General features: G+C 61.7%; 13 protein-coding genes. 8 read left to right on the forward strand and 5 right to left on the reverse strand.

What is annotated here, in order from left to right; genetic code table 11:
* The first annotated feature begins 79 nt into the window (after nt 1-79).
* The 6 genes from CFE428DRAFT_RS12225 to CFE428DRAFT_RS12250 all read left to right on the forward strand — a co-directional run bounded on the left by CFE428DRAFT_RS12225 (nt 80) and on the right by CFE428DRAFT_RS12250 (nt 5,959).
* On the forward strand, nt 80-631 hold the full coding sequence (locus CFE428DRAFT_RS12225) for a DUF7694 domain-containing protein (RefSeq protein ID WP_006979852.1): 552 nt from the start codon (nt 80-82) through the stop codon (nt 629-631).
* Between the two features lies 1 nt (nt 632).
* Nucleotides 633-1,331: a response regulator transcription factor gene (locus CFE428DRAFT_RS12230; RefSeq protein WP_006979853.1), complete on the forward strand. Its 699-nt coding sequence runs from the start codon at nt 633-635 to the stop codon at nt 1,329-1,331.
* Nucleotides 1,332-1,582: 251 nt separating this feature from the next.
* Entirely contained in the window at nt 1,583-2,119 is a 537-nt protein-coding gene (locus tag CFE428DRAFT_RS12235; protein ID WP_006979854.1) for a DUF7694 domain-containing protein, read from the forward strand.
* A 135-nt stretch (nt 2,120-2,254) separates the two neighbouring features.
* On the forward strand, nt 2,255-3,520 hold the full coding sequence (locus CFE428DRAFT_RS12240; RefSeq protein WP_006979855.1) for a M14-type cytosolic carboxypeptidase: 1,266 nt from the start codon (nt 2,255-2,257) through the stop codon (nt 3,518-3,520).
* An 83-nt stretch (nt 3,521-3,603) separates the two neighbouring features.
* On the forward strand, nt 3,604-5,118 hold the full coding sequence (locus CFE428DRAFT_RS37250) for a bifunctional glycosyltransferase/class I SAM-dependent methyltransferase (RefSeq protein ID WP_006979856.1): 1,515 nt from the start codon (nt 3,604-3,606) through the stop codon (nt 5,116-5,118).
* Nucleotides 5,119-5,221: 103 nt separating this feature from the next.
* Complete coding sequence (locus CFE428DRAFT_RS12250) at nt 5,222-5,959, forward strand: c-type cytochrome (RefSeq protein ID WP_162145263.1); 738 nt, start codon at nt 5,222-5,224, stop codon at nt 5,957-5,959.
* A 6-nt stretch (nt 5,960-5,965) separates the two neighbouring features.
* Here the strand turns inward: CFE428DRAFT_RS12250 and CFE428DRAFT_RS12255 are convergent, their stop codons facing one another.
* The 5 genes from CFE428DRAFT_RS12255 to CFE428DRAFT_RS12275 form a co-directional block, all read right to left on the reverse strand.
* Nucleotides 5,966-6,313, reverse strand: coding sequence for a hypothetical protein (locus CFE428DRAFT_RS12255; RefSeq protein WP_006979858.1), 348 nt, complete (start codon nt 6,311-6,313; stop codon nt 5,966-5,968).
* A gap of 136 nt (nt 6,314-6,449) precedes the next feature.
* Nucleotides 6,450-7,721: a hypothetical protein gene (locus tag CFE428DRAFT_RS12260; protein ID WP_157447490.1), complete on the reverse strand. Its 1,272-nt coding sequence runs from the start codon at nt 7,719-7,721 to the stop codon at nt 6,450-6,452.
* Between the two features lie 447 nt (nt 7,722-8,168).
* Nucleotides 8,169-9,095, reverse strand: coding sequence for a glycosyltransferase family 39 protein (locus CFE428DRAFT_RS12265; protein WP_083805111.1), 927 nt, complete (start codon nt 9,093-9,095; stop codon nt 8,169-8,171).
* Nucleotides 9,096-9,129: 34 nt separating this feature from the next.
* The gene (locus CFE428DRAFT_RS12270) at nt 9,130-9,444 is read right to left on the reverse strand and encodes a hypothetical protein (protein WP_006979861.1); all 315 of its coding nucleotides are present in this window, start codon (nt 9,442-9,444) and stop codon (nt 9,130-9,132) included.
* A gap of 5 nt (nt 9,445-9,449) precedes the next feature.
* Nucleotides 9,450-10,805, reverse strand: a complete 1,356-nt coding sequence (locus CFE428DRAFT_RS12275; RefSeq protein ID WP_042724869.1) for an ArnT family glycosyltransferase — start codon at nt 10,803-10,805, stop codon at nt 9,450-9,452.
* Nucleotides 10,806-10,902: 97 nt separating this feature from the next.
* Between CFE428DRAFT_RS12275 and CFE428DRAFT_RS12280 the strand changes: the two genes are divergently transcribed.
* Together CFE428DRAFT_RS12280 and CFE428DRAFT_RS12285 are read left to right on the forward strand one after the other, a co-directional pair.
* The gene (locus CFE428DRAFT_RS12280) at nt 10,903-11,664 is read left to right on the forward strand and encodes a hypothetical protein (RefSeq protein ID WP_006979863.1); all 762 of its coding nucleotides are present in this window, start codon (nt 10,903-10,905) and stop codon (nt 11,662-11,664) included.
* Complete coding sequence (locus tag CFE428DRAFT_RS12285) at nt 11,592-14,018, forward strand: hypothetical protein (RefSeq protein ID WP_157447491.1); 2,427 nt, start codon at nt 11,592-11,594, stop codon at nt 14,016-14,018. Before CFE428DRAFT_RS12280 ends, CFE428DRAFT_RS12285 begins: the two co-directional genes overlap by 73 nt.

Here is a 14,018-nt window from a genome sequence, read left to right on the forward strand (position 1 = left end):
TGAATTACCCCTCCCATTGTCCAGTTCCCCCTCTCCCCGGCCAGCTCATGGGCTACGTTGTTGGCAAGGAGGTGTGCGCATGAATCCGTTTACCCGCATCCAGCGCGATGTGCGCGAAAACCAAATCTACCGCGATGCCCTCCTCGCCCAGCCCCAGGAGTTTTTCCTCCAGCATTTTGGGGTCGTCCCGAACATCCTCGAAAGGCTGCGCTTCGTGGAAAAGCTGATCCAATCGACGGGCGCGCCGCACGCCTTCATGAACGATCTCTATACGGTGCGGATGCGCGACGCTTCGCCGTTCATCCAGCTCGACATCACCCGCCGCGACGGCGAGGCGTGCAAGAACTGGCGGGACTTCCAGCAGATCAAGAACGAGCTCGTCGGTGCCGAGTGCGAAGCCGTGGAGCTCTTCCCCGCGGAAAGCCGGCTCGTGGACACGGCGAATCAATATCATCTATGGGTCAATCCGGATGCGAATTTCCGGTTTCCCTTTGGTTACAAAAAACGCGTCGTGCTGAATGAACCGGTCATCTATCGCGGCCGGGCGGGTAACGAAGTGGCCGGTTCGGCCGGTGTTCGCATCGCCGGGGATAGCATGGCAAAAAACCGCGCGGAGGACAGCGCATCCTAACATGGCCGTCGCAACTCTTTCTTCAGTTGGTTCTGAGCCGCGCTTCGGCGCCAGCCAGGTCAAGGTGGTGTTAGTTGAGGATCACCGCATGTTCCGCGAATGGCTCACCCAAATGTTGGGTCGCGATTCCGGTTGCGAGGTTTGCGGCGAAACCGACAACATCCACGACGCGCAACGGATCATCCACGAGACCAAGCCGGACATCGTCATCGTCGACATCACCTTGAAAGGCAGCAGCGGGTTGGAGCTGATCAAGGACATGCGAGCGCAAGGATTGGAAACGCCGGTGCTTGTGCTCTCCATGCACGACGAGGCGCTTTACGCCGAGCGCGTGCTGCGCGCCGGTGCGCGCGGATATATTTCCAAACACGAGGCCTCTTCCACGCTCTCGAAAGCCATCCGCCACGTGCTCAGCGGGCAGGTCTATTTGAGCGAAGGGATGACCGCCTCGCTGTTGGAAAAAGTTTCCGGGCGCAAGCCTTCCACCAGCTCGGGTCTCGAATTGCTCGCCGATCGTGAGCTCGAAGTTTTCCAGCTCATCGGCAAGGGGCACAACGGTCGCGAGATCGCCCAGCTCCTGCACCTCGGGGAAACGACGGTCGATACCTATCGTGCACGCATCAAAGAAAAACTGCGGCTGCGCAACGCGGCCGAGCTCTACAGTCGTGCGGCGCAGTGGGTGCACGAAAATGGGGCATAGATATTCCCGCGGATATATGTGTTGGAAAGCATAACTAATAGTCCCGGCCTCACGTTCTCTGTAGCCCCATACAATGTATTCCTTACGTCGCGAATTTCCCCACACTCCATGTCTTTTGCGGCTTCGGCGGCAGTCTGATTGAAATAATGGCGTCCTTCATTCACTCCATGAACACTGTGACCCCCACAGCAGCGCAGTTGGATCGTCCTTCTCGAGCGGCAGAGCCCATGATGAGGACAAGCGATCCGGCAATGACCCCCTTCGTCGAAACTCCACACGACGTCCGCGAAAATCAAATCTATCGCGACGCCTTGCTGGCCCAGCCGCCGGAATTTTTCCGCGGTTACTGCCAGGGCCGCATCCCCGATCTTTTCGAGCGGATGGTGCTGGTGGAGCGCCTGGTGCAGGCTGCGGCGGCGCCGCAGGTTTTCCTCAACAACCTCTATCGCGTGCAAGTGCGCCGCGAACCGACGGTGGTACACCTCTCAATCGCCCGCCTCGATGGTGAGCCGTGCAAAAACTGGCGGCATTTCCAGCAGATCAAAAACGAAATCGTGGGCCCGGAATTCGAAGCAGTCGAACTCTTCCCCGCCGAAAGCCGCCTGGTCGACATGGATAACGAATATCACCTTTGGGTGAACGTCAGCCCGACATTCCGTTACCCGTTCGGATATGAACGCCGGCACGTAATGAACAAGCCGGTCGAGTATCGCGGCCGCGCCGGCGACGAACTCCCCGGCGGCGGACCAGCCCTTTGCGTTGATTCGACAGCCGGCGCGCTCATCTGATCTGGCGAGGCCGGTGGGTGTGGTCGCGGGGCATCCCTGGGTTGGTTGTTAGGAATGCCAACCTGAGCAGAGCTCGGCGGCGGCTCGCGCGTCGTGCTTGGGCATTGAGCGTCGTCACGCTATAACGACGCCCTCATGATTCGCCCCCTCATCCTCGCCTTCTGCGCGCTGCTCGTCCCGATCGCAGTTCGCGCCGAATTGAGCGGCACCTCAAATTTCGAGGGCGGCTCCGCGCGCGTCCTTTCCATCGACCAAGGCTCGCGGACGATTCGCTTCATGCCCGCCGGCGACCCCGAACGTGGATGGCCGTGTTGGTGGTTCCTGCGCGTCGATGGCGTGGAGGCTGGAACCACGCTCAATCTCGAAATCGTCGCTTCCGATCGCCCCCTCCCGCGGTCCGGCGGAAAGCCGTTATCTTCTTCGTGGGCCACGCCGATGCGCGCGGCCGTGTCGTTCGATGGCGCGAAATGGCAGCACACCGATGTCGGCGAAAAACGCCCCGACGGCATGATCTGGCATGTCCGGACCACCGGATCGAGCGTGTGGCTTGCGTGGGGACCGCCTTTCACGCCGCACGATGCCAGTGCCTTCATTGCTCAACTCGCCGCCACACATCCCTTCGTCGAACCTTTTACCCTGACCCACTCGCGCGAAGGGCACGAGGCACCGGCCATGCGCATCCACGAGGGCGGGGTTGGCCCGGATACCTTCGGCGTCTGGGTCGAAGCGCGCCAGCATGCCTGGGAAAGCGGCGGGAGTTGGGTCTGTCGGGGCTTTGCCGAATGGCTGGCCGGCGACGACGAAGCCGCTCGCTGGTTGCGCCAGTACGCCGAAGTCTTCTTCGTGCCGGTCATGGACATCGACCACGTGACCACCGGCGACGGCGGCAAGGAAGCCATCCCCCAGGATCACAATCGCGATTGGTCCGACGCCCCTCACTGGCCGGAAGTCGCCGCGGCCCAGAAGCGTCTCGCCGCCCTGTCCGCGGAAAAGCGCCTGGACGTCTTCCTCGACCTGCACAATCCCGGTGCCTCCGACTTGGGAAGCTACTTTTACACTGGAGAGGACAGCCTCCTCCGCGAAATCGGCCTGCAGCGCCGGGAGCGTTTCCTCGCCCTGGCCAGGGAGCACCTCACCGGCCCCATCCCCTACGACCCGAAGACCCGGGCCAGCGGCAAAAATTATCACCCCCTCTGGCGGCAGATCAGCAACAACTGGGTCGCCGTCCACGGCCAGCCGTCCACCGTAACTCTCTGTCTGGAAACCGCTTGGAACACCCCGGCCAGCACCGTCGAGGGCTATCTGGCCACCGGTCGCCAACTCGCCGCCACCGTGGCCGCCTACCTGAAGGAAAATCCCCGCGTTGCCACGCCCGAAGGGCCTTCCAGCGGAGCGAAATAACGGTTAAACACCCTGTCTTCCGAATAGAATCCCAGCGGCAACCGTCTTGCAACCGGCTCTGACCGCACGTATCTAAGCTATTTATGTCCCTTGATTCCACCAGCCAACGCGTCCTCATCTTCGTCGTGGCGTACAACGCCGAGAAGACGATCGAGAGCGTGCTGGACCGTATTCCCGCAGAACTCCGCACGCGCAATGTGGAGGTCCTGGTGATCGACGACTCGTCGAAGGACGCCACTTTCCAGACTGGCCTGAAGCGGGAAGACCGGACCAGCGACTTCAAGATCACCATCCTGCGCACGCCGGTGAACCAGGGTTACGGCGGCAACCAGAAGCTCGGCTATCGCTACGCCATCGACAACGGCTTCGACATCGTCGCGCTCATCCATGGCGACGGCCAGTACGCGCCGGAAAAGCTGCCGGTGTTGCTCGAGCCCTTCTTCAAGGGCGAGGCCGATGCGGTCTTCGGCTCCCGGATGATCAACAAGCAGGACGCGTTGAAGGGCGGGATGCCACTCTACAAATGGGTGGGCAACCAGGTGCTGACCAATTTCCAGAACGCGCTACTTGGATCGAAGTTGAGCGAATTCCACAGCGGTTACCGGCTCTATTCCACCAAGGCCCTCGCGCGCATTCCTTTCGAGCGCAACTCGAACGACTTCCACTTCGACACCGACATCATCGTCCAGCTCCACTTCGCGGGGCTGAAGATCGTGGAGATTCCGATTCCGACATTCTACGGCGACGAGATCTGCCACGTGAACGGGATGAAGTACGCGTGGGATATTTTCCGCACGATGCTGCGCGCGGTATGCCATGAGAAAAACCTGCTCTACGATCGCAAGTTCGATGTGGGCCAGGTGGAGCTGACTTACGACTTGAAGATGGGCTTCGCCTCATCGCACACCTTCGCCGTGGATGCGGTCGCGCCGGGCTCGAAGGTGCTCGATATCGGCTGTGGCCAGGGTTACGTCGCCAAGGAACTCGCCACCAAGGCCGCGCATGTCACTGGGATCGACCAGTACGTGCCCGCCGAGCCGTCGGCCTCCAACGTCCAACTCACGCGCTGGGATCTCGACATGCACGAGTTCCCGGTCCAGGTCTCGGAGTTCGACCAGATCTTCATGCTCGACGTCATCGAGCATCTGCACGACCCCGAGGCCTTCATGGAAACGCTGCGTAGTGCGACCGGCCGGAAACGGCCGGAGATCGTGCTCACCACGGCGAACATTGGCTTCTTCATCACCCGCTTCATGCTTTTCCTCGGCCACTTCAATTATGGCCGCAAAGGTATTCTCGATCGCACGCACACGCGCCTCTTCACCTTCAATTCGCTCAAGGAGCTCTTCGACCAGACGGGCTACAAAGTGACCGAGGTCAAGGGCATCCCCGCGCCCTTCCCGAAGGCACTGGGTGACAACTTCCTGGGCCGCTTCTGCATTGGCGTGAATCAATTCCTGATCAAGATCAGCAAGGGATTGTTCAGCTATCAGATCTTCCTGCGTGCCCAGGCGTTGCCGACCGTGCCGGCGTTGCTCCGCGAAACCATCGAGCGCAGCGACGAGATGAAGAAGGCAGTGGCCACGGCAGGGGTCTGATCACGCTTCTTTCTTCAGCAGCGCCCGTTCAGACTTGATTCCGTTCGTTCTGCGCTTCACTTGCTTCGCGGTCGCGTTCACAGCCGCCCTGTCTGCCCGACCGGTGGAGGCGTCCCCCGCCGGCGGGGAACCTGAGGCGCGGGTGGGGCCGGACATTTCCCTCTATGGTGAAGGGAAATTCGTCTACGAGAACAACTGCATCGTCTGCCACGGGACGATGGGCGACGGGCGTGGAGAAATGGCGGCGTCGCTGGGGATCAAGCCGCGTTCGTTCAAGACCGGGACTTTCAAGTACCGTTCCACACCGTGGGGCAAGCTGCCGACGACCGAGGACCTAACGCACACCGTGCGCGGTGGCATCACCGGGACAGCGATGGGGATGTTCACCAGCTTGAATGACGAGCAACTCCGCGCGGTGGTGGAATACGTCAAGTTCTTCTCCCGCAAATGGAGGAAGGCGGAAAACTATGCGCCGCCGATCGAGCTGCCGAAGCAACCTGCGTGGATGGCGGATGACATAGTTCGTACCTCGCATGCAGCGAAAGGCAAAGAGACCTTTGAAGCGGTATGTGCTGCTTGCCATGGACCGAAGGGCGATGGCAAAGGCCTCGCTGCGATGGGCCTGAAAGACGAATGGGGAGAACTGGCCGTGCCAGCCGACTTGCGCCAGCCGCATCTGCGCAGCGGCGATGAGCCCGACGATATTTTCCGTGTGCTCATGACGGGGCTGAACGGCACGCCCATGGTGAGCTTCGCCGAAGCGCTGACCGAGGAACAGAAATGGGATCTCGTGGCCTACGTCCTCACGTTGCGGCGGGACTTCAATGCGGCCGGAAAGTGATCGTGCTTACTTGAGAATCTTCACCGACCACAGGAGGCCGCCGGTCACGTCTTCGTAGAGCTTGTTATCCACGAAAAAGAGCGAGTATTGGCGCAGGTCGTACGCGCAGAGGGCGGCGATGGCGGTGACCACGGTCACGTTTTGCCACCTGCCGAAACGCGGGGCGATGGCGCCGACTTGGGCGGAGGCGAGGGCACGCAGCGGCAGGTCCCAGATGGAGGCATAGAGCAGGTTCATGCCGTAGCGGATATTGCACATGATCGCGTAGTTGAACCCGACGAAGGCGACGAGATAGACATAAGCGCGATGGCCGCGCACCTGGGAAAACACTCCGCCGATGGCGAGGATTAGCACGAGCGGGCTGACGAGCAGGTCGACGAGATAGCGATACCACGGCCCGGCGCCGGTCTTGATTGCGGAGTCGGGCGTCTGGGCCTTGCCGACGAGGAGGTGATAGGTTTCCGAAAATTGCTGCGGACCGTCTCCGGTATTAGCCGCGCCAGCCTCGGATTCGAAAGACAGGCATGTTTTCCTGCGGGTTGGTGCCAGTGGACGGCTTCAATACGAGTTCGACCTCGGAAGCATGCTCCGCAATGAAGGTCCAGAATCCCTGAGCGTATGCGGCATAGTAATTCGTCTCGTTCCAACCGTATTTCGGATCTGGCGCCGGCGAAATATCTGGCGGCGGCTCGCCTGCATTGGCGGCGTGCCTCGGGCCCACAAACCAAACGACGGCCCCAGCAGCCAGGGCCTTTTGCGCAAATGCCGCCGCTTTCTGGGCGGGCGCCTGCTGGTCCGGGCCGATCATCGCGGCCTTCGCCAGGTCGTAACGGTGAGTTCGCTGATCGGCGATCTCCGGCAGTGTTTGGAACGATAACGAGGGCTTCAGATATCGGCGCAAAGAAATCCCGTAGTGCCACGGGTAAACCAGAATCACATCAGCCGGCCCCGCGGATTTCCCGAGAACCGCCGCGACATCCCGGACGTTGGACATTCGCGGAAACCCGCCCATGCGCCCGTCGCCGATCATGATTCCCACGCAAACCAGGGCCAGCGTGGCCCAGCCCGCTCGGACCTTGACGCCTCTGTGGACCGATCGAATGGCTAATTCGCTCAAGAGGCAAACGGACGCGATCAACACGAGGAAATGCCGGGGACCCGCGTTGACACTGAGGTGTCTCAGGAAACCGAAATACCCGGGCACAATGAAGACCAGAGCTCCACTACAAAGCAGGGCCAAACGCGCGGTGGGAGCCTCAACCGCCCGCGACCGCCCGCGCCATGCGGTTCGGATCGCCACGCCTACCGCCAGCGCCGCAGCACTCCAGAAGAGCGCGCCGCCGGCGGTCCCAGCAATGCCGATCGTCCTAACAACGCCCTCCAGGTACTGCGCGGGATCAAATGGATTGTATCGAAACAAGGAACTGAACGATTCGCCGCGGGCCAGCACCGGCCGGTAAACTCCAAGTGTCGCCAGCGCGACACCGACCGTGGCGGCGAGCGGAACGGGATTCTGCCTGCACCAAAGCAGAACCGCCACGGCTGCCACCAACGCGCCGACCACCGGTACAAAATCGAAATAGAGCGAGTGTAGCGCGAGCAACGCCGAGACGAACACGACGGTCAGCCCGGCGCGCGAAGGGTGGCGCACGTAGGCCGCCATCGCTAGGATCACCGCACAGGCGAAGAGCATTCCGAGGCCGTAAGCCCGGATCGAATCCCCGATGTAGATTGCATTGAAGCCGCAGCCGACTACGGCCACGGTGAAGACCGGATGACATTTTGTCAGCCGGTGGCAGCCAATCCAAACCAACCCAAGGGTGGAAATCCCCACGGCAAATCCCAGCAGTCGGTAAAACTCATCCGCGTCGACGGCGAGAAATCGGAGAATCGTCGTCCAGAGCGCCGGGAACGAGTCCCATTGCAGGTAATACCAGTATTCGCCCCAAGTCGGCATGTGGGCGGTGTTAGCTGTGGCCACCTCATCCCGCCAAAGCGGCCCCGCGTCCGCCACGAACGATAGATGCTGAAGCACGGCAAAGAGTGCGACGGCGCAGTAAGAAACTCGCTCGTACCATAGCACCCACGCGTCCCGAGCGATGGCGGCATCCGCCGCTGACGGGGCCGGACCGTCGGGGCGTATCGCGGGGGATGGAGTCATGCGTCGCTACGTATCTTGAACGGCGGGCCTCTAGCAAGTCTTAGCCGGTTACGGAATGATCTCCGAGGCGCGCAAGAGATACTCCGGCGCAAGTTCAATGAGGCTGTGCGCGACGAAGAACCGGTGATATTGCCTCAGATCGATCGCGCACAGCAGCGCCGCGAGGACGGTCAGAGCGACGACCGGGCGGCGAAAGCGATCCGCCAGTACGCCGAGTTGCGCTCCTGCCAGCGCGCAGAGCGGAAATTCCCAGATCGTCGTGTAGCGCAGATTCATCCCGTTCCGCACATTGCACATCAGCACGAAAGTGACCACGATAAAAACCAGGAAGACGCGGGTGCGGCGATCACCGCAGAGATTGAGAAAGATCCCTCCCAAAGCGAAGCAGAACGTGACCGGAGTCAGGAGCATAAATTCCACGAAGTAGCGATACCACGGCCCACGGCCCGTTTCGTGAGCATAGGGGAGATTCTGCACCTTCACGATGAAGAGCAGATAGACATCCAGCATGGTGCGAAAGCCGCCCGCGGCCCAGCAAAGGATGGTGAGGGCGGCCAGCCCGCCGAGAACTGCGGCACTCCAGTGCCGAAAGCCGCCCCGGCTCAAGCCCAGGAAGCGGCCAAAGAGCAGGATCACTGCGGTGGCAATTCCCACGAAGAGCGCATTTTCCTTGGCCAGGACCAGGCAGGCAAAGCTGACGCCGAAGGCAATCAGCCAGCCGGGATGGGCTTTCTCCCGGAGACTTTCCACCAAGGTCCAAAGGGTGAATAACGCGCACGAGCCGTAGATCCCATCCACCAGTCCGTGCTGGCTGGTGTGAATTGCCAGCGGTGAGCAGGCAAACAGAGCGAGGATGGCCAGCGCCTCCCGGTCGCGGAAAAATCTTCGAGCCAGCGCCCATCCCGGCCAGAGCGCCAGACACCCGAAGAGTGTGGCGGTGCCCCGTAATGCTCTCAGCGCCGGGTCGCTGGCGATGCCGTTGGGCGCGGTGAGAACTGCCGGCGGAGCGTCACCGGAAAGCCAGCCGTTTCCAGATCAGGCCGGCCCCGATGAAAAGGATCCGCAGAGGTGGCACCTTGGCGATGGATTTTTCGTCCTTCCCGTCTTCGAGAAAGGCCGCGCAGACATCCGGATAGGCGGTCACTCCATGCTGATCGAGCATCAGCAGGTATTTCCGATAGTAGCTCTCGTCGTAGGCCATGCCTTGGTTGCCATTCCAGGGAATGATGCGCAAGGCGCAGCCGATGAGTAGGAGAGCGGCGAGCAACGGCCAATGTGGAAAACCCGTCCGCTCCCTGGCGGCTTCGGCTGGCAAGTCGATCATGGCGCTCAATTGGGGGGCATCAGTTTCAAGATCTTCAGCGCGTAGAGCAGGTTGGTCGTGATCATCTCGTAGTCGCGATCGAAGTTGACGAACAGGACTTGATACTGGTGCAGATCAAAGGCGCAAAGCCCGGCGACCACGAGGCACAATCCCGGCTGGATCCAGCGTTGCGGCAGGCGGGTGGTGAGCAGGCCGAGCTGGGTGAAGGCGAGCAGCCGCAACGGCATGTCCCACATATTCGCGTAGCGCAGGTTCATGCCGTATTTCACGTTGCACATGAAGACATAGCTGCAGGCGATGAAGGCGGTGACGTAGAGCAGCGCGTGCTCCGTGCGGCGTAATTGCAGCACCATGCTGACCGCGAGCAGGAGGATCAGCGGACTCGCGAGCAGCAGGTCCACGATGTAGCGATACCAAGGCCCGTCGCCGGTGGCGATAGCGTAGCTCAGGTTCTCCGCCTTGGAGACGAGCAGTTGATAGATATCGACGAAGACATGCACGCCGCCGGCGAGCGTAATGAGCGCGACGAGGCCGACGGTCGGTCCGATAACGGTGACGAGGAGCAGATTGCGGGTGACGAAGCCCCACCTGGCGAAATGAGCGATGGCGATCACGCAACACAGCGCGAAGGTGACGAAGGCGGCGTTCTCCTTGGTCATGACCATCAAGGCCAGCGTCGCGCCATAAGCGGCCAGCCAGCGCGGATTGTTGGTCGACTGGAGATTTTCCCAGAGGAGCCAAAGCGCGGTCAGCGCCCAGAAAGCAAAGAAGCCGTCGATCAATCCATGCTGGGCCATATGAAGTTGGGTGGGCGCACATGCCATCAGGGCCGTGACTCCCAGCATGGCGCCATCTCCCGCCAACCGCCGGGCAAAAGCCGCGCCGACGAGCAGCGTGAGACAGGTGAAGAGCGTGGAGATCGCCCTCATCGACTTGAGCGTCGGATCCGTCTTCACATCCTCGAGGGTCTGCACCTTCTGATACTTGGCGTCTCCATAGAAAGTCGCCCGCCAGGTGGCGCTGAAGAAGATGTAAAGAAAGCGGGTTGGAGGGAGGAAGGCTTTCGGCGTGGCTCGCTGGCGCGCGACGTACTCCGCGGAAATCACCGGATAGGCGCCCAGTCCCTGGGCATCCAGCTTCTCGACGTAGACCTTGTAGAGATTTTCATCGAAACCGATCCACGGGTAGCCGTGCCAGGGCATGACCCGCAGGGCGATGCCGACCGCCAGGATCAAAGCGAGAGCCAGCCAGACGCGCAGGCCAGTGGTTCCCGGGGGCGTGGCGATGGGCCCGCAAGTGGCGGGCTCAGGCGGAGGGACCTGGGGATCCGGTGCGAGTTTCATCGGTTCAGTTTGAATCATGGCACAGAGGTCTTTAGCAAGGCACGAGCCCATTCCGGCGAAATCGTTCGCGAGACTGTCTTGCGTGGCACAACACTTTCTACTATCAGCCGCGCCCATGACCTTCTCGCAGCCCGCTCGCGAGCCCAGCCGCATTTTTCTTCATCTTCTGCCGTGCCTCGCGCTGGCGGTCGTCTGCACCGTGCTTTTTTGGTGGAGGCCCTTTGGCCCGGTGACGCAGAAAGCCTACTTCGAAGCCCTGGTGATGAGCGAGAAGCCGGGGGCCGCGCAGTTGCACTACGACGTGGATGGCTCCGGCTTCCGCGAGGGGCATGGGGAACCGGCGTGGGTGCAGGGGACCGCGATCACGCATCTGCGTTTCCAGATGCCGCCGGGCAAATTGGCGGCGCTGAATTTCATTCCGTGCGTGGACGAAGGGGAGGTCTACGTCCTTCGTTGCTGGGTAAGCAACGATATCGGAGACACGCTCGCTGTGATCCCGCTGGAATCGATTGCCCGGGCGAACACGAAATTCGCCCGGGCGTTGCCCAATGGCTCGCTGCTTTTCCATTCCCAACCGAAGGACGAAATGAACGGGCTGCGCTTTCGACCACAGCTGCCGCTCGAACTGGCCGCGGAACCAACGCCGCCCCCCTGGCAGGTGGCCGTGGTGTTTGGGTTGTCCCTCGGAATCACGCTGGCGCTTTCCCTTTTGTTCGGTGAACGCGTGGCCGCCGCGCGCTGGATTCCGCGACTGGTGGAATGGGCACGGACGCATCCACAGTGGGCGCTGTTTTGCGCGGCCGCTTGTTCGGTGATGCTCTCCTGCTTCCCCGTCGTCTTCTGCGGGAAGAGTTTCGTTCTCCCGACAACGGGCTGATCCTCTTCTACCCGAACAAGCCGACCGTGCCGGGCGGCGTGGGGGGTCACGTCGATAACGCCTTGGGCTCGGATCTCGGGGCGACGTTGTACTGGCATCTGCCGGTGTCGATGATCGAGCACCGCGCGATTTTTAAGGACCACGAGTTTCCGCTCTGGAACCGGTGCGACTGGTGCGGCCTCACGCTCATCGGTCAAAGCCTTTCCATGATTGGCGATCCGCTCGATTGGATCGCCATCGTCATGGCTGGGGCCTCCTGGGCGTGGGATCTGAAATTCGTCGTCGCGCAGTTGCTCTTCGCCTTCTCGATCGGATGGCTCGTGCGGCGGACCAGCGGCAGCCTGGCCGCGGCGGTGTTGCTCACGCTCTCGGCACCGTTCATGGGTTTCTTTGCCTACCGCTACAATCACGCGGCGTTCTTTTCCCTGTGCTATTCGCCGTGGATCCTGGTGGCGTGGCTCGAGGGGACGCTGGCGACGGAGCTGCGTCGCGCCGCGGCGTGGGCGCTGTTTTTGATCTTCGCCAACTGGTGGGAGCTAAATAGCGGGACTGCCAAGGAGATGAGTGCGCTGCTTGTTTTCCTGAATCTGGCCGGTGGCCTCGTGCTCTTGCTGGCGGCGCAACCGGTCCAATGGCGTGTCCGCCGTCTGGCCATCTTTGCCTGGGCGAACGTGATCTTCCTGCTCCTGAGCGCGCCGCTGTGGATGACCTTCCTCGATGCCCTGGGTAGCGCGCATACTTCCTACGGCGACGCGCATGCCTACCAGATCACTCCCGGGCTCGCCATCGGTCTGTTCGACGACATCTTTTACCGCCAGTTCATGTCGCTGGAGTTGCTGTTCAATCCCTCGACCAACTTCTTCGTCCTGATCGGCGCGATGTGGGCGCTGGCGCGGGCGCGTTCGTTGGCCACGGAGCGCTTGTTGTGGGCGATGACTTTGCCGGCGATCGCCGCGGCAGTGCTGGCCTTCGGCGTGATCCCACCCGATGTCGTGACGACGATTCCGTTTTTGAAGGGCATCTATCATTTGGACAACACGTTTTCGTGCGTCCTGTTCATCCTGCTCTTTGTCATCGCGGGGTTTGGGCTGCGCGAATGCCTGGCGCGGATGCGTGAGCCGGGCTGGGTGGGGGATTGGCTGATCATGCTGACCTTCGTGGGCGTGCTGGTGGCGGCGTATTTCGGACTGGCCGATGCCGCACACCGTGTCGGGAAAACGTTTCTCATGGTCGGAGAGACGATCCCGAAGAGTCCATTTTTCAAGGGGTATGCCTCGGCTTTGTTGGTGGCGCTGGTGCTTCTGCCGCTCGCCTGGCGGCTGGCGTGGTTGCGTCGTCCTGCGGCCACGGCCTGGGCGGTAGTGGCGATCTGCGCGTTTGTCACCCTGCACTTTCGCCACGGAATGTATCTGGAGACGAAGTTCGATTATTACACCCGTAATCCCAAGACCCGCACGGATCTGCGTCATCTGACCTCGCCCGGAATCGAAGCGGTGCGCACGGCCTCGGCGGAGCCGGGGCGTGTGGTCGGACTCGGTGGCGTAATGATGCCGGGATTCAATGCCGCGTTGGGATTCGAGACGATCAGCGGACCGGACGCGTTGATGAATCCGGCGATGTTGCAATTGGTCGACACGCTCGGATTCCATCGCGAAGCAGATTGGCGCATCGTCATCCCTCCGCAGAAATTTCCCGCCCTGCATCGCGCGCTCGACATGCTCAATGTGCGCTACCTCCTCGATGAGCCGGGCAAGACGGGCGAGGCGTGGCCGGGGACCAAAGTGCTCAGCGACTCCGACCTCACGGTTTTCGAAAGCGAGACGGCCTGGCCGCGGGCCTTCTTCACCGACGCGCTAGGTGCTTACAAAAGCGGAGCGGAGTTGCGGCACCTCGTGGAAGAGGGAGACGGGCGGCCTTTCGCCGTCATGCCGGCCGACCTGCGAGGCCGGGTGCCGCTCCCGCCCAGGGACTTCGCCCATCGCGTGGTGCAAGCGGCGACGCATTATCACCTGACGAATAACACGACCTCTTTCGAGATCGACGCGGCGACCCCGGGGATGGCGGTGCTGATGGAAGCGAACATGCAGGATGACATTCTCGCCACGGTCGACGACGAGCCCGTGCAGTCCCTGCCGATCGACCATGCCTTCCGCGGTGTGCTTATCGAGAAGCCGGGACATCACGTCGTGAAATTCGAGTATTGGCCGCTGGTGTTCGATCGCGCGCTGAGCCTCGCATTGATCGGCTTGGTGGCGCTTCTCCTTTCCTTCTGGGCCTGGTGGCGGGCGGGTCGGGCGACCCCCGGGACGTCCCCGGTTGAAACCGCGCCCCAGGAAGCCGCCGCCATTTCGTAG

The sequence above is a fragment of the Chthoniobacter flavus Ellin428 genome (assembly GCF_000173075.1).
Taxonomy (GTDB): Bacteria; Verrucomicrobiota; Verrucomicrobiia; order Chthoniobacterales; family Chthoniobacteraceae; genus Chthoniobacter; species Chthoniobacter flavus.

What these genes read in the sequence shown, in the direction of transcription:
- CFE428DRAFT_RS12225 (WP_006979852.1), top strand. Translation starts at nt 80, where the DNA reads ATGAATCCGTTTACCCGCATCCAGCGCGATGTGCGCGAAAACCAAATC.
- CFE428DRAFT_RS12230 (WP_006979853.1), top strand. Translation starts at nt 633, where the DNA reads ATGGCCGTCGCAACTCTTTCTTCAGTTGGTTCTGAGCCGCGCTTCGGC.
- CFE428DRAFT_RS12235 (WP_006979854.1), top strand. Translation starts at nt 1,583, where the DNA reads ATGACCCCCTTCGTCGAAACTCCACACGACGTCCGCGAAAATCAAATC.
- CFE428DRAFT_RS12240 (WP_006979855.1), top strand. Translation starts at nt 2,255, where the DNA reads ATGATTCGCCCCCTCATCCTCGCCTTCTGCGCGCTGCTCGTCCCGATC.
- CFE428DRAFT_RS37250 (WP_006979856.1), top strand. Translation starts at nt 3,604, where the DNA reads ATGTCCCTTGATTCCACCAGCCAACGCGTCCTCATCTTCGTCGTGGCG.
- CFE428DRAFT_RS12270 (WP_006979861.1), bottom strand. Translation starts at nt 9,444, where the DNA reads ATGATCGACTTGCCAGCCGAAGCCGCCAGGGAGCGGACGGGTTTTCCA.
- CFE428DRAFT_RS12275 (WP_042724869.1), bottom strand. Translation starts at nt 10,805, where the DNA reads ATGATTCAAACTGAACCGATGAAACTCGCACCGGATCCCCAGGTCCCT.
- CFE428DRAFT_RS12280 (WP_006979863.1), top strand. Translation starts at nt 10,903, where the DNA reads ATGACCTTCTCGCAGCCCGCTCGCGAGCCCAGCCGCATTTTTCTTCAT.